Consider the following 18110-nt stretch of genomic DNA (forward strand, 5'->3'; position numbering starts at 1 on the left):
ACTATCGTGTTCCGACTTGGGAGTGGGTGGAAATCCTATCGTCCTCGCCAGGCTCTTCGTCCTGGTCCGGGGCGGCGCCATCGTGCTGGTCGTACTGACCGTCAAACTGATCTTCCTGCGGTGCTTCGTCGTTCTGATACAGGTGGGCAGAACGGGGCGCCTTCCTGGCCATCTCGACGATCGCATCGCGCAGCAGGTCGAGCCCGCTGCCCTTCTGCGCACTAACGAACACGCGACTGATCGTAGCATATTCGTCGCGCTCCACCGAAGGCTCCAGCCCGGCCGCATCGATCTTGTTCCACACGAGGATTTGCGGAATATGATCGGCGCCGATCTCTTTCAAGACCAGGTTGACCTGCTCGATCTGCTCCATGCGCACCGGCGACGCGGCGTCGACGACGTGCAGCAGCAGATCGGCATGGATGGTTTCTTCGAGCGTGGCGCGAAAGGCAGCCACCAGCTGGTGCGGCAATTCGCGTACGAAGCCGACCGTGTCGGAGATCACCACGTTGCCCACTTCCTGGCCCAGGTAAACCCGGCGCGAGGTGGTGTCGAGGGTGGCGAACAACTGGTCGGCGACATACACGCCGGCCTTGGTCACGGCATTGAACAGGGTCGACTTGCCGGCATTGGTATAACCGACGAGGGACACCGAGAATGTGTGATTGCGGCCGCGCGCGCGGCGCTGCGTTTCGCGCTGCTTGTGCAGTTTTTCCAGGCGCGCGCGCAGGGCCTTGACACGGTCGCCGATCAGCCGGCGGTCGGTCTCGAGCTGCGTCTCGCCGGGACCGCGCAAGCCGATACCGCCCTTTTGCCGTTCCAGGTGGGTCCAGCCGCGGATCAGGCGCGTGGCCAGATGCTGCAGCTGGGCCAGCTCGACTTGCAGCTTGCCCTCGTGGCTCTTGGCGCGCTGCGCGAAGATGTCGAGGATCAGGCTGGTACGGTCGAGCACGCGCACATTCAGGCGCTTTTCCAGATTGCGCTGCTGGGCGGGCGAGAGGGCGTGATTGAAGATGACGATTTCCAGGCCATCGTTGACGACGACGTCGCCAATTTCATCGGCCTTGCCGCTGCCGACGAAATACGCGGAATCGGGACTGGAACGCTTGGCCGTGATGGTGGAAATCGGGTCCGCGCCAGCCGAACGCGACAACAGCATGAGTTCCTCCATGCTGGCGGCGAAGTCGCTGTGACCGAAGTCAACCCCGACTAGTGCCGCGCGCATGATGGCATCTGATGAGTTGCGGCGAACGCCGACGCCGATGCAAACGCATCAGCGCCGCTGGCGCGGACGGGGGCGATGGAGGGTGAAAGGCGCTGGGCCGTCAAGCTCAACGCTTTACTCCGCTTCAGATTCAATATTGAGATTGACGGCACGGGCCGGCACCACTGTCGAGATGGCATGCTTGTACACCATCTGTGTCACCGTATTGCGCAGCAATACGACATATTGATCGAACGATTCGATATGGCCCTGCAATTTAATGCCATTGACCAGGTAGATCGAGACAGGAACATGCTCTTTGCGTAATGCATTGAGGAATGGGTCTTGTAACAGTTGCCCTTTGTTGCTCATAACAGCTCCGTTGTTTATGTTGTTGTGTAAGAATTGGAGGCGACTCGCTTGATTTCAAGTGCTCTCACACCTTTCAAAGAAAGAAAGATGCGTCATAGCTACTGTAACCTGTTTTCGCGATCGCTGTCGCGCATGGCGCATTAACACTTTATTATTTCCGTGCAAATAACCATTGAATTGGCTGTCGGCGCCGCATTATCTCCGCGGCGCCTTAATATGCACTTAATCCAGCTGTTAACTCATTACTTGCTTGGCGTGCGTGCAAACGGGTTTTTACCCGTACGCAATTCGATGCGCAGCGGCGTGCCGACCAGGGCAAACGTATCGCGGAAATGTTTTTCCAGATAACGCTTGTAGGGATCGCCAACGGCGTCGAGCGCATTGCCGTGAATAACGATCACAGGCGGGTTCATGCCGCCCTGGTGGGCATAGCGCAGCTTCGGACGGATCGAACCCTTGCGGCGCGGTTCCTGCTTCTCCACGGCTTCGATCAAGGCGCGCGTCAGCTTCGGCGTCGACAGGTCGCACATGGCGGCCGCATACGCGGCGTTGAGCGACTTCATCAATGGACCGATGTTGGTGCCCTTCAGCGCCGAAATGAAATGCATCTGCGCGAACGACAGGAAATCGAGCTTGCGGTCGATATCGATCTTGATTTCATCGCGCTGGTGCGATTGCAAGCCATCCCATTTATTCACGGCCACGACCAGCGCGCGGCCCGATTCCAGGATAAAGCCGGCGATATGCGCGTCCTGCTCCGAAATATCCTGCTGCGCGTCGAGCATCAGCACGACCACGTTGGCTTCGGAAATCGACTGCAGGGTTTTCACCACCGAGAATTTCTCGATCGCTTCAAACACCTTGCCGCGGCGGCGGATACCGGCCGTGTCGATCAGGGTGTATTGCTGGCCATCGCGTTCGAACGGGATTTCGATCGAATCGCGCGTCGTGCCCGGCATGTCGAAGGCGATCACGCGCTCTTCGCCCAGCAGGGTGTTGATCAAGGTCGACTTGCCCACGTTCGGACGGCCGACGAGGGCGATCTTGATGCCGCGGTCGGTCTTTTCCAGCTCTTCAGGCTCATCCGGACGCTGCGCGAACGCCAGGTCCAGCATCACTTCGACGAGGTCGTTGACGCCGTCACCGTGCGCCGACGAGATCGCATACGGATCGCCCATGCCCAATTCATAGAATTCGGACACGACGGCCGTGTAGCGCATGCCTTCGCTTTTGTTAACCACCAGCAAGACCGGGCGACCGCTCTTGCGCAGGAAGTCGACGATGGTCTTGTCATGCGGGGTCAGGCCCTGACGGCCGTCCACGATGAACACCACCACGTCGGCCTCGGCCACGGCCTGCTTGGTCTGCAGTGCCATCTGGTGCATGATGCCTTCCTTGGCGACGGGTTCGAAACCACCCGTATCGATGACGAGGAAGGGACGTTCGCCGACACGGCCTTCGCCATAGTGACGATCGCGCGTCAACCCAGGCAAATCCGCCACCAGCGCATCGCGCGAGCGGGTCAGACGATTGAATAAAGTCGATTTCCCAACATTGGGTCGACCTACTAGTGCAATTACCGGCTTCATTGTATTACTCGACCGCGAGAGCGGTCACTGTCCCTGATTGGGTTTGAAAAATCAAATTCGAACCGGCAACGACGGGAGCCGAAACAATCGGGCTACCGTCGGTGCTGACACGACCTATTAATGCGCCATCTTCCCGTGACAGGAAGTGGATATAACCTTGATAGTCGCCGACGGCGACGCTGCGGCCGTAGGAGGCCGGCGTCGACAGGCGGCGGCGCGCCAGCGCCTCATTCTTCCAGGCGCTCTGGCCGGCTTCGCGGCTGAACGCCACCACGGCACCCTGGTCATCGGCAACAAACACGAAACGCTGGTCGACGGCCACGCCCACATCGGACGAAATCGGCTTGGTCCAGCGCGGCACGCCGGTGGCGGCGTCGAAGCAGCCCGCCTTGCCCTGATACGTAACGGCGCACACTTCGCCTTCGAACACCACCGGCGTGCCGGCGATGTCGGAGACGCGCTCCAGTTCGGTGGCACCGCGCGGTTCGCTGACGACGATCTCCCAGCGTACCACACCGGTCGCTGCCGTCAGTGCCAGCAGCTTGCCGCCCGGCTGGGCCACGTAGATGTTCGCGCCGCCCAGCACCATGCCCGGCGCATTGCGCAAGGTCAATGCCGGCGTGGCGCGCTGCACCGTCCATTTGCGTTCGCCCGTCTTGGCGTCGAAGCCGACGATGCGGTTGTCCACGCTGCGCACCACGACCACGCCCTGCCCCACGACGGGCGCCGTCAATACTTCGCTGGACGCCTGCGCCTTCCACAGCTGCTTGCCATCGGCGTCAAACGCCAGCACGGCGCCCTTGGCTGCGCCCACGGCGACGACGGCGCCATCGCTGCCGGCGCCCGAGGTGATGTCGCTGCCGGCCTTGATGCGCCACGTTTCACGGCCGCTGGCCGCATCCAGGCGCGCCAGCGCGCCATCGGCGCTGACCACGTACAGGCTGCTGCCGGCCAGCGCAGGCGTCAACGCGTACACGCCGGCCTTGCCGATCGAATACTTCCAGGCGTCGCGCACGGCAATGCTCGATTTTAACTCGACCAGCTTGGCCGGCTCGACTTTCGGATCTTTCGAGGCGAACGGGTTCCAGGACGAGCAACCGGCCATCAGGGCCAACAGACTTGCAGCTACCAGCTTTTCAGTGACACGCATAAGTGTTATCCAACCTTTTTCTTGTACTTGTAAGGGCAAGGCAGGCGGCGCACAACGCCGCGCGGCCGCACCACCATCAGTGTTCCTGTCAGGCGGCGGCCTTGTCAGCCTTGGCCTTGTCTTCCGGTACCGTGCCGCCGATCGCTTCCAGTTTGACCTGGATCAGTTGACGGCCTGGATTGTTCTTGTCCGTCGCGGCTATCGCGGCCAGGTAGGCCGTGCGGGCATCGGCCAGCTTGTTTTGCGCCACCAGGATGTCGCCCTTGCGGTCGGCCACGGCACCGGCAAATTGCGCCACGGTGGCCGTCGCCAGCACCTTCAGCGCTTCATCGTAGGCTTTTTCGTCCAGCAGGACGCCGGCCAGACGCAACTTGGCGATGGCCTTGTACTCTTCCGTACCATGCTCGGCCACCCATTGCAGCTGGGTCTTGGCCGTTTTCAGGTCGTTCGCGTCGAACGCCACCTTGGCCGCGGCCAGGGCGCTCATCTGTGCATATGCCGTACCGCTGAAACGCGACTGCATGTCGCTGGTCGCGCGCATCACCTTGGCCGTGTCCTTGGCGGCGATGGCGTTCTGCAGTTCGTCGTACAGCTGGCCCGCTTGCGCGGCCTGCGTGCGCTGGTAGTACTGCCAGCCAGCCCAGCCGCTGTAGCCGGCCAGCGCCACGATCAGGACCCAGGAGGTCAGATTGCCATTGCGCTGCCACCAGGCCTTGAGGGTTGCCAGTTGTTCTTGTTCTTCGTGATCGTATGCCATGGGTCGTCAGTTTGAATGAGTAGTTGATCGAGGGTAGTACGGTCTTGCTGCAAATTAATGGTGGTGATGCACGTGGCCGCCAGGACCGTGGTCGTGGCCGCAATCGTGGTCGCCGATGATCTGGTCCACCACGTAATCGACGACATCGTCGAACGGCACCGTGCTCTGCTGCGCGCCCGCATCGGCTTCGCGCATGGCTTTCACCGTCGCGACGTTGTTGGCGATTTCATCGTCGCCCAGGATCACGGCAAACGCCGCGCCGCTGGCATCGGCCTTTTTCATTTGCGTCTTGAAGCTGCCGCCGCCGTTGCTCGCTGCGCAATGTAGCACAACGTCCAGGCCCGCATCGCGAATCCGCTCGGCCAGCACGAACGCTTGCAAGCCTGCCTGCTCGCCCTGGTGCACCAGGTAGACGTCGCACTGGGCCGGCGCTTCCGGCTCGGCCGCATCCTTCATCAGCAGCACCAGGCGTTCGACGCCCATGCCGAAACCGACGGCGGGCGTCGATTTGCCGCCGAACATTTCCACCATGCCATCATAGCGGCCGCCGGCGCAGACCGTGCCTTGCGCGCCCAGCTTGTCGCTGACCCACTCGAACACCGTGCGGTTGTAGTAATCGAGGCCGCGCACCAGGCGTGGGTTGATGGTGAACGGGATATTGTTGTGGTTCAAGATCTTCTGCACGCCGTGGAAATGGGCCAGCGATTCCTCGCCCAGGTAATCGAGCAGCTTCGGCGCGCCATTGACCAGGTCCTGCATGGCAGGGTTCTTGGTGTCGAGGATGCGCAGCGGATTGCTGTGCAGGCGGCGCTTGGCTTCTTCGTCGAGCAGCTCGCTGTGGCTTTCCAGGTAGGCGATCAGGTCGGCGCGATGGCGCAGGCGCTCGGCCGCGTCGCCGATCGAGTTCAGTTCCAGGCGGATGCCTTCCAGGCCCAGGTCATCCCACAGGCGGCGCGACAGCATGATGATCTCGGCGTCGATATCCGGGCCCGTGAAACCGATGGCTTCCACGCCGAACTGGTGGAACTGGCGGTAGCGGCCTTTCTGCGGGCGCTCGTGACGGAACATCTGGCCCTTGTACCACAGGCGTTTCGGGCCTTCGTAGACGAGGTTGTGCTCGACGACGGCGCGCACCACGCCGGCCGTGCCTTCCGGGCGCAGGGTCAGGTTGTCGCCGTTCATCGAATCGGTGAACGAATACATTTCCTTTTCCACGATATCGGTCACGGCGCCGATGGCGCGCGCGAACAATTTCGTCTCTTCCACGATCGGCGTGCGGATCTGCTGGAAACCGTAGCTTTGCAGAACGGACTGGGCCGTGTTTTCAAACAATTCCCACAGCGGGGCGTCGGCGGGCAGGATATCGTTCATGCCTTTGACGGCGGTGATTTTATCGAGCTTTTTATTTTCGGACATAGTGTTCTTCTTTGCTTTAACTTGATTGCCGGATTACGCGCGTAGCGCTAATCCGACCTACGCTGCTGCGCCGTAATGGCTTTTAACATAATTGAGGACGATGTCCTGGAATTCCTCGACGATGCGTTCGCCGCGCAGGGTGACGACTTTTTCGCCGTCGACAAACACGGGGGCGGCTGGCGACTCGCCCGTGCCGGGCAGGCTGATGCCGATGTTCGCATGCTTCGATTCGCCGGGACCGTTGACGATGCAGCCCATGACGGCCACGTTCATCGCTTCCACGCCCGGATACGATTTCTTCCACTCCGGCATCTGCTCGCGCAGATACGTCTGGATGTTGTCGGCCAGCTCCTGGAAGGTGGTCGACGTCGTGCGGCCGCAACCGGGACAGGCGATCACCATGGGCGCGAACTTGCGCAAGCCCATGGTTTGCAAAATTTCCTGGCCGACGATGACTTCGCGCGTGCGGTCGCCGCCCGGTTCCGGCGTGAGCGAAATGCGGATGGTGTCGCCGATGCCCTCTTGCAGCAGCACGGCCAGGGCCGCCGTCGAAGCGACGATGCCCTTGCTGCCCATGCCCGCTTCCGTCAAGCCCAGGTGCAGCGGATAGTCGCAGCGCTGCGCCAGTTCGCGGTACACGGCGATCAAATCCTGCACGCCCGAGACTTTGCACGACAGAATGATCTTGTCGCGGCCCAGTCCCAGCTCTTCCGCACGCACGGCGTTTTCGATCGCCGACGTCACCAGCGCTTCATACATGACGGCTTGCGCCGGCCACGGTTCGGCGCGGCCCGCGTTCTCGTCCATGATGCGCGCCAGCAAGGCCTGGTCCAGGCTGCCCCAGTTCACGCCGATGCGCACCGGCTTGTCATACTTGCACGCCGCTTCGATCATTTGCGCAAATTGCGTGTCGCGCTTGGCGCCCTTGCCCACATTGCCCGGATTGATGCGGTACTTCGACAGCGCGCGCGCGCAATCGGGGTAGTCGTTAAGCAGGGTATGGCCGTTATAGTGGAAATCGCCCACCAGCGGCACGTCGATGTCCATCTTGTCGAGCTGCTCGCGGATGTAGGGCACGGCCGCAGCCGCTTCGGGACGGTCCACCGTCAGGCGCACCAGTTCCGAACCGGCACGCGCCAGTTCCTTGATCTGGATCGCCGTGCCGATGGCGTCGGCCGTATCCGTATTCGTCATCGACTGCACCACCACGGGGGCGTCGCCGCCCACCCAGATCTGGCGCTGGCCGTGCGCGATCAGCACCTTGCGGCTGTCGCGGCGGCCGGAAGGGCCGGAGCCGATCGCTGTTTTCGAGGTAGCCATAATATTATCTTCTGAGTTTGCTTGAACGATTACTGCAATTATTTGATGCTGACACGCGAGATCGTGCCGCCGGCCACGGTCGGCAGCTCCAGCTTGGCGCCGCGCAAGGTTGCCTGCACAACACCCGGCTTGCCCACCACCAGAGTGGCCGGACCCGTGATATCGAACGTTTCCGTGCTGCCCGCCTTGACCATGCGCGAAATCAGCGGAGAAGCGCCGGGACGGCGGATCTCGACCCAGGAATCCTGCTCCACCTTCAGCACCAGCGCATTCGCGCCCACGGCAGGGGCAGCGGCAGCAGCGGGCGGCGTGACGGCAGCCGTCGCCGCTGTCGCCGGAGCTGGCACGGCGGCTGGCGGCACGGCGGCGGCCGGCGCCGAAGCGGCGGCAGCGGCAGGTGCGCCCGTCTGCGTATCGTTGCCTGGCGGCGGCGGCACGGAAATCAGGGGCACGGACGGCGTCTGCACGGGCGTCAAGTCCTGGCCCGGCTTGATCAGGGTCGTTTCCACCGGGCCCACTTCCGCATGCGCGGTTTCCTTCCCGGCCTGCGCGGACAGCAGGCTGGCCGGCACGTAGCCGAGTTTATAGGCGCCAAAGGCGGCCGCCACGACGACGGCCACGGCGCCGGCGATCCAGATTGGCGTCTGGTTCGACGAACGCTGCGTCATCGACGGGAAACGCGATTCCGAGAACGTGGCGGAAATCTCGCGCCGCACGGGCGCGGCCGGGTCTTGCGCCGGCGCCGGATGGACTTCGATCATGGCCACCAGCGGCGCCGCGTCGAGACGCACCACCTTGGCGTAGGCGCGCACGAAACCGCGCACCACGGCCACGTTTGGCAAAGCCGCCATGTCGCCCTCTTCCAGCGCGATCACCTGGCGCGGCGCCAGCTTGAGCTGGTCGGCCACCTGCTCCACGGGCCAGCCCAGCGCTTCGCGCTGCGCCTTCAACTGTGCGCCTGCCAACGCAAGATTGCCCTGGGGCTGCTGCTGAGGCGTTTCTGCCCACTCTGAATTCATTGGTATCCCTGTCTCACTCATCAAACGCCCCATTTTGATAAGCAGCATATTCGGGGGAGCCGGAATGGTGGTTGCGCAAATGCGCCCCCAGGCCAGCTTCCGCACCCGCATCCCCGAGCTTATGCTGCACCTTGATCCCGAGCCACAGCACATCGGCCGTCTGGCTCTCCATTGTCGCTACTTTACCGAGCCGCTCAAGGTAATGAGCCGCTTGCCGGTAGTCTTGCTGTTGGTAATACACGCGCACCAGGCCGGCATACGTGATTGCCGCGCCAGGTGCGATGCGCTCCGCCTTGAGCCAGTAGTCAGCGGCACGCGGGTAATCTTTCATGACCAGGCTGCACGCCGCCGCATTATGCAGCGCCAGTTCAGGCGTGCCATAGGCGGCATCTTGCAATGCGGCATCGAAATACGCCAGCGACTGCGCCGCGCGCCCGGTCTGGCACAGAAACTGGCCATAATTATTGCTCAACTCGGGATTGTGGGGCGCGAGGCGCAATGCGTAAAGAAAATCTTTTTCAGCAGCCCCAGGTTGGCGCAGGGCAGCAAGAATCAGGGCCCGCATGCCGCGCGCCTGGACATTGTCCGGCACCAGCTGCACCGCCTGCTCTGCTTCGGCCAACGCCACCACAAACTGATCCTGCATATAATAGGCGCTGGCCAGCTGCAAGCGCAAGGCGGCGCGCTGCTCGACAGATGCAGCTTGCTCCTTGTCTGCGGTGGAAGCACAGCCGACCAGCAGCACAGCCAGGCAAACAGCGGCCACAGCAAGCGAGCGTTGGTAAGCCATGCCTTCCCTCATCAGGAGCGGATCTCCACGATCTTGCCGAAATTGGCGCCAAATTTCTGTTGATACTCAGTCATCTTTTCCATGCGTTCCTGCACCCGCGTGCGGTCCTTGACTTCGCCGGCCAGCTGGCCGCAGGCCGCATCGATATCGTCGCCGCGCGTCTTGCGCACGGTGGTGATGATGCCGCCATCCATCAGCACCTGGGCAAACGCCTTGATGCGCGGGTTTTTCGAGCGGAACAGGCCCGACTCGGGGAACGGGTTGAACGGAATCAGGTTGAACTTGCAGTTCACGCCGAACTCGCGGTCTTGCACCAGCGCCAGCAGTTCGCGCGCGTGCTCGTCGCTGTCGTTGACGCCGTCCAGCATGCAGTATTCGAAGGTGATGAAATCGCGCGGCGCGAATTCCAGGTAGCGCTTGCACGCCGCCATCAATTCCTTCAGCGGGTATTTCTTGTTCAGTGGAATCAGCCCGTCGCGCAAGGCGTCGTTCGAGGCGTGCAGCGAGACGGCCAGGGCCACCGGAACTTCCTGCGACAGCTTGTCCATCATCGGCACCACGCCCGACGTCGACAGGGTCACGCGGCGGCGCGACAGGCCGTAGGCGTTGTCGTCAAGCATCAATTTCAGGGCCGTGACGGTCGGCTCAAAGTTCAGCAGGGGCTCGCCCATGCCCATCATCACCACGTTGGTGATCTGGCGCTCGCCTTTCGGGCCCGGTTCGATGCCCTTGGTGCGGCGCAATTCAAATTCCGCCATCCACAGCTGGCCGATGATTTCGCCGACGCTCAGGTTGCGGTTAAAGCCTTGCTTGCCCGTCGAGCAGAAACGGCAGTTCACGGCGCAGCCGGCCTGGGTCGAGATGCACAGGGTGCCGCGGTTTTCTTCCGGGATGAACACGGTTTCCACGGCATTGCCATTGCCCACGTCGACCAGCCACTTGCGCGTGCCATCCGTCGACGTGTGGTCACTGATGATGGCAGGGGCGCGCACTTCGGCGCGCGTAGCCAGCTTGTCGCGCAGCGACTTGGCCAGGTCCGTCATGGCGTCGAAGTCGGAAGCGCCGAACTGGTGTATCCAACGTTGCAATTGTTTCGCACGAAACGGTTTCTCTCCCAACTCGGCGCAGTAAGCGATGAGTTGCGCGGGATCGAGGTCCAGCAAGTTGGTGAGGGTCGTCGTATTCATGATCTTGTCTATTCTAAAAATCCGTCCCCGCGCGCATCAGGGGCAAAGCACCACAGCGCAGCGGGAACAGGGGGTGATAAGTTATTTCACAGATAACGCCAGGAAATAACGTTATCTAAGGCAATTAAGCCTTCAGTTCTGGGAAGAAGTAAGCGATTTCCACTTTAGCAGCTTCGACAGCGTCGGAACCGTGTACGGCGTTAGCGTCGATCGAATCGGCGAAATCGGCGCGGATCGTGCCTTTTTCTGCTTTCTTCGGATCGGTCGCGCCCATCAGGTCACGGTGGGCCAGAACGGCGTTTTCGCCTTCCAGGGCCTGGATCATGACTGGACCGGAAACCATGAAGTCGACCAGATCCTTGAAGAAGCCGCGCTCTTTGTGCGCTGCGTAGAAGCCTTCAGCTTGTTCGCGCGACAGTTGGGTCATGCGTGCTGCAACGATTTTCAGGCCAGCGTTTTCAAAACGGGTGTAGATTTGACCGATTACGTTTTTTGCAACTGCGTCTGGTTTGATGATCGACAGGGTGCGTTCGATTGCCATGTGTGAAAACTCCAATAAAAGTAAGGTTTAAAACGGTAAATTGATAACTCAATCAACCTTTGATTTTACCATACTCCACCCCATATCACCCAGACGGGCAGGGGCATCTTGCCGCCCTGTCCCTGTTTAATGAAATCTTAAGCTGCTTTTTTGGCAAATTCCGCCCCCCATGCTATCCTTGGGTAAAGCAGTAATTTGAATTGACAACACGGAGGCACTATGAATCAGAACATGCAACGCACCTTTGACCTGTCGGGGGGCATGCAGCAAGTCCGCCACCAGGTCTTGCGCAACACTTACTGGCTGCTGGCACTGTCCATGATACCGACCGTGCTGGGCGCCTTCATCGGCGTGCAAATGCATTTGCCGATGCTGACCGGCGGCATGGGCTTCATCATCTTCATGGCCGTCGCATTCGGCTTCATGTACGCGATCGAGAAAACCAAGAACTCGGGCCTCGGCGTCGCCGTCCTGCTGGGCTTTACCTTCTTCATGGGCCTGATGCTCACGCCTATCCTGACGCGCACGCTCGGCTACTCGAACGGCGGCATGCTGATCATGACGGCATTCGGCGGCACGGCCACCATCCTGGCCGTGATGGCGACGATCGCCACGGTCTCGAAGCGCGATTTCTCGGCGATGGGCAAATGGCTGTTCGCCGGCGTGATCGTGCTGATCCTGGCATCGGTGGCGAACATCTTCCTGGGCCTGTCGGCACTGTCGATCGTGATCTCCATGGTCGCCATCGCCATCTTCTCGGCCTACATCCTGTATGACGTGCAGCAAATCATCAACGGCGGCGAGACCAACTACATCTCGGCCACCCTGCGCATCTACCTGGACGTGTACAACATCTTCACCAGCCTGCTCTCCCTTCTGGGCTTCGCTGGCGGCAGCCGCGACTAAGCGCTAACGCAAAAACGCCCAGGGCGGCGTTGCAGTGCTTTGCCCTGAACGTTTTATGCGCTGCGCTTATGCGCCAGAGCATGAAAACAAAAGCCGACCCGCGGGTCGGCTTTTTTACGTCTGTCGAATCTCTACTTGATTCTGTCCGCCACCTCCAGCAGGCAGGCGCGGGCGCGGTCCAGGGGCGGGTTGTCGCGCTGGGCCGCATACACGGCGTAGGCGGAATGCGAGAATTCGGGCGCGTCGCGCACGCGGTACAGCAAGCCCCCATCGAGATACGGCTGCGCGCTGCCGATACGAAAATAACTGGCGCCGCCCACTTCCAGCAGGTACACGAGGGCCAGCGGGCCCAGCGAGATCGACACGGGCGGGCTGCTCAGTTCAGGATACGCCGCCTGGTGGTTCGCCGCGAAGCTGGGCCCCCAGTCCACGTACACATAGGTATCGGCCTGCATCTGCCCGTCGGCGCGCGTGGTCACCATCACCAGCTTTTCCTCGGCCAGCAATTCGCTGGCCAGACCCGGGCGCTGCGGCGGGTTGTACAGCACGGCGAGGTCCAGCGAGCCGTCGTGCACGGCGTCGAGCAGGCGCGCGGGACTGTCGACTTCAGCGCGCAAGGCGATTTCGGGACAATCGCGGCTCATGCGTATCAGCCAGTCGCCGAGCAGCGGCTGCCACAGGCTCAGTTCGCAGCCGATGCTGACGGCGTCGTCGCGCCCCGGCGGCAAGGCCACCTGGTGGCGCGCCCGCTCCCACACCTGCACCATGGTGGCCGCATGGCGCATGAAGCGCTCGCCGGCCGGCGTCAGGCGCGCGCCCGCCTTGTTGCGCACGAACAGCTGGCGCCCCAGCTGCTGCTCCAGGGTGCGGATGCGGGCGCTGACGGCCGTCTGCGTCACGTGCATGCGCTCGGCCGCCATGATGAAGCTGCCGCAGGAAGCCACTTCGAGGAAGGTACGCGCCTGATTGATGTCCATCAAGCCATCATATCAGCTGACGCGATCATAGCCACCGAGCACGCCCTGCTTCGACAAGACCCATTGCCACAGCTGCAGGTCGCGCGCGCGGAAGGCGCCCGCGCAGGACAGCAAATAATACGACCACATGCGATGGAAGCGCTCGCCCAGCTGGGCCGCAAACTGCGGCCACGCCTGCTCAAAGTTCGCATGCCAGGCCATCAGGGTCTTGTCATAGTCGGCGCCGAAGTTGTGCAAGTCCTCGGCGATAAATAAATCATCGATGGCGTCGCCGATCTGGCCGATGGAGGGCAAGTCGCCATTCGGGAAGATGTACTTGTCGATCCACGGATCGCATGCGGAATCGCGCTTGTTCTTGCCGATCGTGTGCAGCAGGAACAGGCCGTCGTCTTCCAGGCAGCGGTGCGCCACTTGCATGAAGGTGCGGTGATTCTTGTGCCCCACATGCTCGAACATGCCGATGCTGACGATGCGGTCGAATTTTTCATCGGTGTCGCGGTAATCCTGCAGGCGGAAGTCCAGGTTTTCTCCGCCCGGCATGCCGCGCGCGTAGGCGACCTGCTCTTGCGAAATCGTCACGCCCACGCATTGCACCTGGTATTTTTCCGCCGCATAGCGCATGAAACTGCCCCAGCCGCAGCCGATGTCGAGCACGCGCATGCCCGGTTCCAGGCGCAGCTTGCGGCAGACCAGATCGAGCTTGGCTTCCTGCGCCTCGGCCAGGCTGCCGGCGTCCTTCCAGTAGCCGCAGGTATAGGTCATGCGCGGATCGAGCATGGCCGCATAGAAGGCGTTGCCCAGGTCGTAGTGCTCCTTGCCCACCATCCACGCGCGTCGCTCCGTCTGCAGGTTGAACAGGCGCGCGTACAGCGCGTGGAAGGCCAGGCGCATGGGGCGCACATCGTCGGCCACCCTGGCGCGCAGCAGATGGCAAAAGAATTCGTCGAGCTGCTGCGCATCCCAGTCGCCATCCATGTACGCTTCGCCCAGGCCCAGGTTGCCGCTGGCAAAAGCCCGCTCGGGCACGCCCGGCTTGCGCAGCTGCATGTCCCAGGCGGCGCGGCCATTCAAGTGGATATCGGCCCTGGCCAGCAGCTCGGCCGCTTCGCGGGTCAGCCGCGTGTCGAGCTGGAGTTCCGTACTACTTGCCGGTGCTTGCTGTAACTGTGTCATTTGCTGCGTGTTCATGCCCTGCCGCCTCCAGATGGTTGTCGGTGCCGGTGCGCACCGGCAAGCCCGCTCAGAGGCCCGGCGCCGCGCCAGCCATCAAATTATCCGCCCGCCATGACCAGCTGGATAATGAAACATCATGGCGATTCATATCAAAATAATTGCTGCAAAATGATTTCAATCAATTATTTTATGGAAATATCTTATACAAGAAGCACACCGTACAATGAAAAAAGCCGCCTGTTCGGCGGCTGTTCCCTGCGCGTTCGCGGCAATCCGCGCGACGATCAAAAGTCGTGATTCGGCGGATACTTGCTGTAAAAATCGTTATCCCATTTGAAGTTGGTAAACGCCACCGTCATCGATACGTCGAGCGCTTCGACGAAATGCCAGCAGCCGACGGGCAAAAACAGGATCTCGCCCGGTGCCAGCACGCATTCGCGCACCTGCACGTCGGCCATCAGCGGATAGCGCCGCAGGTCGATGGCGCGTCCGTCGACGGGTGTAAAACAGTGGCGCTGGTTGTACACGCGCGCCACCTCGCAGGCGGCCATGATGCGCAACCGCTTGCGCCCTTTGACTTGCGCCATGAAGTTGTTCGTCAGGTCGTGGTGGAACGGCGTCACCGTACCAGCCGGGCCGAACCATAGAAAACCCGTCGGGCCGCCACTCTGCTCCAGGTACTCGGGCAGCTGGCCGATATCGTCCCACAGCTCGCGCAAGGCTTGCCGGTTCTGCGAATTGTTATTTGCCGTCATATAGAAATCATTGGTTGCACCGCTGCCCTCGACCAGGCTCGCGTACTCGCCGAACGCCATCTTGCGCTTGTGCGCCACGCTGTTCATTTCATACTGGGCATCCGCTTCGCGGCCGAACTGCACTTCCACTTCACGCTGCGCAAAATGGTCGCGGAAGTAGGCCGGGCTCCACTTGGCCAGGGCGGGCCAGTCATCCATCATGCCCGTGATGATGACGGGCTGGTTGGTCGAATAGTATTCGTCGAGGAATTCCTGCGCGGACAGCTTGTCGCGGCGGGGAATCTCGGGCGGGCGCAGCTGGTTCAGCTTGCGCTGGATATCGATCACCCAGTCGCGCTTGGCCAGGCGGTTCGACAGGCGCACGGCGCCGGCCAGGTAGGGACTATGCAGCGCCAGCTCCACTTCGCGGCGCGCCAGCGGCTCCGCAATGCCGGCCTTTTGCAGCACCGGCATCAGCGCAGACGGGTGGCTGCCCAGCATGAGGTTTTCCGCGATCCAGCTGCGCCACTCGCGGCTCAATTCCTGTTCCTGATGTTTGACTCCCAATGTCGATACTGCCGCCATCACCCGTCTCCTCTTTTTTTATGTGAACAAGCGGCCGGGCAGCAATGCCGCCCGGCCGCATCCTGCGACGCTAGCACACGGTTAGCGTACCTTCCACACCTCGGTCGCCAGCACGCCGTTCGCGTCGCCATCGAGTTCCCACGAGAACGCGCCGCGCAAGCCCTGGTCCTTCACGTATTTCACCTTGGTGCCGATGACGGTCGGATCGTCATAGCTCCACCACTGGCCGCCCGCCCCCGTGTACAGGTACAGCTGCTTGGTCACGGGATGGTAGTAGCGCGTGCCGGCTTTGGCGACGAGGATTTTATAGTCCTCAATGCCCGACTCGTAGGTGCCCGGCGCCGTGCCCGTGGCCGCCTGGTACAGGCCATCGCCGTTCGGTCCCGGCGCCACGCCCGTCCAGCCGCGGCCATAGAACGGTATGCCCAGCAGCAGCTTGTCGCGCGGCACGCCGGCGGCAATCATGTACTGCACCGCCTTGTCGCCCACATATTCGCGCGCCATGCCCGTTGACGGATCGGCAGGGTCGGCAAACAGCTGGGCGTTGAAGTTGGTGCTCGTTTCCCAGCCGCCGTGGAAGTCGTACGTCATCAGGTTGATCCAGTCCATGTACTGCGAGTACAGGGCCGGTTCCGTGTTGTCGATCTTGTCCTTGCCGGCACCGACAGCGGCCGTCAACAGGTAGCGCTTGCCGTTGGCGGCGCCGAGCGCATCGAGCTGGCTGCGGAATTCCGCCATCAGCAAGGTGAAGTTGCGCTTGTCGTTGGGGCTGACCGTGTTGTACGGCTGGCCGCCGCCGACCGGGTATTCCCAGTCGATGTCGATGCCGTCAAAGATGTTGGCCGCCGCACCCACGCCGCCGCGACCGCCCTGCACCGGCAGGTTGCCCTTGATGTAGATATCGATACACGAGCGCACCATCTGCTTGCGCAGCGCATCGGTGGCCGAACCGACGGAGAAGTTCTTCGACCAGCTCCAGCCGCCCAGCGAGATGAATAATCTCAGGTTAGGATGCGCCGCCTTCAGCTTTTTCAGCTGCAGGAAGTTGCCCGACAACGGTGCGTCCCACGGAATGGCCTGGCCATCGACGGTGCGCTTCGGCGTGCGGATGTAGTCGGCCTCGGCATCGCCGCCCGTGCCCGCGTCCGGCGAATTCGGATTCGTCGCGCCTGGCTCGGCCTTGGTGATCATGCCGCATTCGTAGCCGCCGTTTTTCGGATAGATATTGCCGAAAGCGTAGTTGATGAAGGTCAGCTTGTCGGCCACGCCGCTGGAATGCACGTTCGCCACTTCGTAATCGCGGCCATACACGCCCCATTGGGCGAAATAGGAACCGACTTCGCGGCCGGTTGGCGTTGGCGTCGGGGTTGGGGTAGGTGTCGGGGTAGGTGTCGGGGTTGGCGTTGGAGTTGGCGTTGGAGTCGGCGTTGGAGTCGGTGTCGGCGTTGGCGTCGGGGTTGGAGTCGGCGTGGTGCTGCAGATCTCCAGGCTGGTCCATGGTTTGCCCGTGCCGGCGGCGCCGCTGCTGGTCGACGGGTTGTCGCCCTGCGTCCAGTAGTTGGCGCGGTAATTCGTGCCCGCATAGCTGACGGTGGCGCCCGCGCTGTAAGCCGTGCCGGCCACCCATGCCAATGCGCAGGTGCCGCCGGTTGGTGTCGGCGTCGGAGTGGGTGTCGGGGTTGGATTCGGCGTCGGGGTGGGCGTCGGGGTTGGCGTGGGAGTCGGTGTCGGGGTCGGCGTAGGAGTTGGCGTAGTTCCGCCATCGCACGTGCCGCCGGCGCTCCACAGGCTAGGCGTGGAAACGGGGTTCCAGCCCGAGCCCACGTGGTCGGTCTGCGTCACCAGGGCCGTGTAATTGGCGCCCAGGTAAGTGACCACCGTGCCCGCGTTGTACGTGCCGCCCTCTTGCCACGGCACGCAGGCGACCACCGTGCTGGCCGCCAGCAATTGCGAGCCAGCCGGCGCGCTGGCATCGCCGCCACCGCCGCAAGCCGCCAGCACGCCACCGCTGGCCAGACATATCATCATGTTCCTGATCGTTTTTTTGAGTATTAAATTTTCCACGCTGTCTCCTGTTCAGGTTTGCGGAAATACCACTCTGCTTCGATAAAAAGCTACCCTGTGATTTTGTTTTTCTGCAGTTGCAAGAACAGCATGCTGCTGAAAAAATAGGCGGTCAAGTGGTTTTGAAGTGGCCTCTAAGTGGGCAATACCACTTCGCACAAAAAGCGCAGCGGCTTATGCGAACGGCGTGTTGTCCTACTGGACAATCAAAAAACGGCAGAGGGAGGATGAAAAAAGACGCTGGATCGGGAAAAGACAGACCAGTTTTTTAATACGCTGTAAGTGGTATTGCTGTTGCTTGCTACGCCGTTGAATACGGCAGCGGC

Annotated in this window: 16 protein-coding genes; 1 reads left to right on the forward strand and 15 read right to left on the reverse strand. The window is 61.8% G+C overall.

Annotation, left to right across the window (positions count from 1 at the left end; translation table 11 throughout):
• Position 1 precedes the first annotated feature (1 nt).
• From hflX to ndk, 11 genes are all read right to left on the reverse strand, one after another.
• Complete coding sequence (gene hflX, locus JAB4_RS21905) at positions 2–1225, reverse strand: GTPase HflX (RefSeq protein ID WP_046685708.1); 1224 nt, start codon at positions 1223–1225, stop codon at positions 2–4.
• A 114-nt stretch (positions 1226–1339) separates the two neighbouring features.
• Complete coding sequence (gene hfq / locus JAB4_RS21910; protein ID WP_008450615.1) at positions 1340–1576, reverse strand: RNA chaperone Hfq; 237 nt, start codon at positions 1574–1576, stop codon at positions 1340–1342.
• A 242-nt stretch (positions 1577–1818) separates the two neighbouring features.
• Positions 1819–3165, reverse strand: coding sequence for a ribosome biogenesis GTPase Der (gene der, locus JAB4_RS21915; RefSeq protein WP_070221915.1), 1347 nt, complete (start codon positions 3163–3165; stop codon positions 1819–1821).
• Between the two features lie 4 nt (positions 3166–3169).
• A complete protein-coding gene (gene bamB, locus JAB4_RS21920) occupies positions 3170–4315 on the reverse strand; it encodes an outer membrane protein assembly factor BamB (RefSeq protein WP_070221914.1) in 1146 nt (381 codons plus the stop codon).
• A gap of 88 nt (positions 4316–4403) precedes the next feature.
• Complete coding sequence (locus JAB4_RS21925) at positions 4404–5072, reverse strand: tetratricopeptide repeat protein (RefSeq protein WP_070221913.1); 669 nt, start codon at positions 5070–5072, stop codon at positions 4404–4406.
• A gap of 54 nt (positions 5073–5126) precedes the next feature.
• Positions 5127–6488 carry a histidine--tRNA ligase gene (gene hisS / locus JAB4_RS21930; protein ID WP_070221912.1) on the reverse strand — a complete coding sequence of 454 codons (1362 nt, stop codon included), beginning with the start codon at positions 6486–6488 and terminating at the stop codon, positions 5127–5129.
• A 57-nt stretch (positions 6489–6545) separates the two neighbouring features.
• Positions 6546–7808: a flavodoxin-dependent (E)-4-hydroxy-3-methylbut-2-enyl-diphosphate synthase gene (ispG, locus tag JAB4_RS21935; protein ID WP_070221911.1), complete on the reverse strand. Its 1263-nt coding sequence runs from the start codon at positions 7806–7808 to the stop codon at positions 6546–6548.
• A 38-nt stretch (positions 7809–7846) separates the two neighbouring features.
• Positions 7847–8773, reverse strand: a complete 927-nt coding sequence (locus tag JAB4_RS21940; RefSeq protein ID WP_343216120.1) for a helix-turn-helix domain-containing protein — start codon at positions 8771–8773, stop codon at positions 7847–7849.
• A 67-nt stretch (positions 8774–8840) separates the two neighbouring features.
• Entirely contained in the window at positions 8841–9617 is a 777-nt protein-coding gene (gene pilW, locus JAB4_RS21945) for a type IV pilus biogenesis/stability protein PilW (RefSeq protein WP_070223384.1), read from the reverse strand.
• An 11-nt stretch (positions 9618–9628) separates the two neighbouring features.
• Positions 9629–10804, reverse strand: coding sequence for a 23S rRNA (adenine(2503)-C(2))-methyltransferase RlmN (gene rlmN / locus JAB4_RS21950; RefSeq protein ID WP_034752035.1), 1176 nt, complete (start codon positions 10802–10804; stop codon positions 9629–9631).
• Between the two features lie 124 nt (positions 10805–10928).
• Positions 10929–11345: a nucleoside-diphosphate kinase gene (gene ndk, locus JAB4_RS21955; RefSeq protein WP_070223377.1), complete on the reverse strand. Its 417-nt coding sequence runs from the start codon at positions 11343–11345 to the stop codon at positions 10929–10931.
• 219 nt (positions 11346–11564) lie between these two features.
• On the opposite strand from ndk, the gene JAB4_RS21960 reads away from it, so the two are divergent.
• Positions 11565–12251 (forward strand): Bax inhibitor-1/YccA family protein, encoded by a 687-nt coding sequence (locus tag JAB4_RS21960; protein WP_034752039.1) that lies wholly within the window; start codon positions 11565–11567, stop codon positions 12249–12251.
• Between the two features lie 131 nt (positions 12252–12382).
• On the opposite strand, the gene JAB4_RS21965 is transcribed toward JAB4_RS21960, so the two are convergent.
• The 4 genes from JAB4_RS21965 to JAB4_RS21980 all read right to left on the reverse strand — a co-directional run bounded on the left by JAB4_RS21965 (position 12383) and on the right by JAB4_RS21980 (position 17748).
• On the reverse strand, positions 12383–13228 hold the full coding sequence (locus JAB4_RS21965) for a LysR family transcriptional regulator (protein WP_070223375.1): 846 nt from the start codon (positions 13226–13228) through the stop codon (positions 12383–12385).
• 12 nt (positions 13229–13240) lie between these two features.
• Positions 13241–14416 carry a cyclopropane fatty acyl phospholipid synthase gene (cfa, locus tag JAB4_RS21970; RefSeq protein WP_227742014.1) on the reverse strand — a complete coding sequence of 392 codons (1176 nt, stop codon included), beginning with the start codon at positions 14414–14416 and terminating at the stop codon, positions 13241–13243.
• A gap of 269 nt (positions 14417–14685) precedes the next feature.
• On the reverse strand, positions 14686–15720 hold the full coding sequence (locus JAB4_RS21975; protein ID WP_070223373.1) for a cupin-like domain-containing protein: 1035 nt from the start codon (positions 15718–15720) through the stop codon (positions 14686–14688).
• Positions 15721–15801: 81 nt separating this feature from the next.
• Positions 15802–17748 (reverse strand): glycosyl hydrolase family 18 protein, encoded by a 1947-nt coding sequence (locus JAB4_RS21980; RefSeq protein WP_265334675.1) that lies wholly within the window; start codon positions 17746–17748, stop codon positions 15802–15804.
• Positions 17749–18110: the final 362 nt, after the last annotated feature.

Origin of the sequence: Janthinobacterium sp. HH102 (genome assembly GCF_001758625.2) — a bacterium.
In the GTDB taxonomy this organism is placed as follows: Bacteria; Pseudomonadota; Gammaproteobacteria; order Burkholderiales; family Burkholderiaceae_D; genus Janthinobacterium.

Coding starts and splice junctions, on each gene's coding strand:
- ndk (WP_070223377.1), bottom strand. CDS start 11,345: ATGGCAATCGAACGCACCCTGTCGATCATCAAACCAGACGCAGTTGCA.
- rlmN (WP_034752035.1), bottom strand. CDS start 10,804: ATGAATACGACGACCCTCACCAACTTGCTGGACCTCGATCCCGCGCAA.
- cfa (WP_227742014.1), bottom strand. CDS start 14,416: ATGAACACGCAGCAAATGACACAGTTACAGCAAGCACCGGCAAGTAGT.
- JAB4_RS21980 (WP_265334675.1), bottom strand. CDS start 17,748: ATGATGATATGTCTGGCCAGCGGTGGCGTGCTGGCGGCTTGCGGCGGT.
- JAB4_RS21925 (WP_070221913.1), bottom strand. CDS start 5,072: ATGGCATACGATCACGAAGAACAAGAACAACTGGCAACCCTCAAGGCC.
- pilW (WP_070223384.1), bottom strand. CDS start 9,617: ATGGCTTACCAACGCTCGCTTGCTGTGGCCGCTGTTTGCCTGGCTGTG.
- bamB (WP_070221914.1), bottom strand. CDS start 4,315: ATGCGTGTCACTGAAAAGCTGGTAGCTGCAAGTCTGTTGGCCCTGATG.
- JAB4_RS21960 (WP_034752039.1), top strand. CDS start 11,565: ATGAATCAGAACATGCAACGCACCTTTGACCTGTCGGGGGGCATGCAG.
- JAB4_RS21975 (WP_070223373.1), bottom strand. CDS start 15,720: ATGGCGGCAGTATCGACATTGGGAGTCAAACATCAGGAACAGGAATTG.
- der (WP_070221915.1), bottom strand. CDS start 3,165: ATGAAGCCGGTAATTGCACTAGTAGGTCGACCCAATGTTGGGAAATCG.
- ispG (WP_070221911.1), bottom strand. CDS start 7,808: ATGGCTACCTCGAAAACAGCGATCGGCTCCGGCCCTTCCGGCCGCCGC.
- JAB4_RS21965 (WP_070223375.1), bottom strand. CDS start 13,228: ATGGACATCAATCAGGCGCGTACCTTCCTCGAAGTGGCTTCCTGCGGC.
- hflX (WP_046685708.1), bottom strand. CDS start 1,225: ATGCGCGCGGCACTAGTCGGGGTTGACTTCGGTCACAGCGACTTCGCC.
- hfq (WP_008450615.1), bottom strand. CDS start 1,576: ATGAGCAACAAAGGGCAACTGTTACAAGACCCATTCCTCAATGCATTA.
- hisS (WP_070221912.1), bottom strand. CDS start 6,488: ATGTCCGAAAATAAAAAGCTCGATAAAATCACCGCCGTCAAAGGCATG.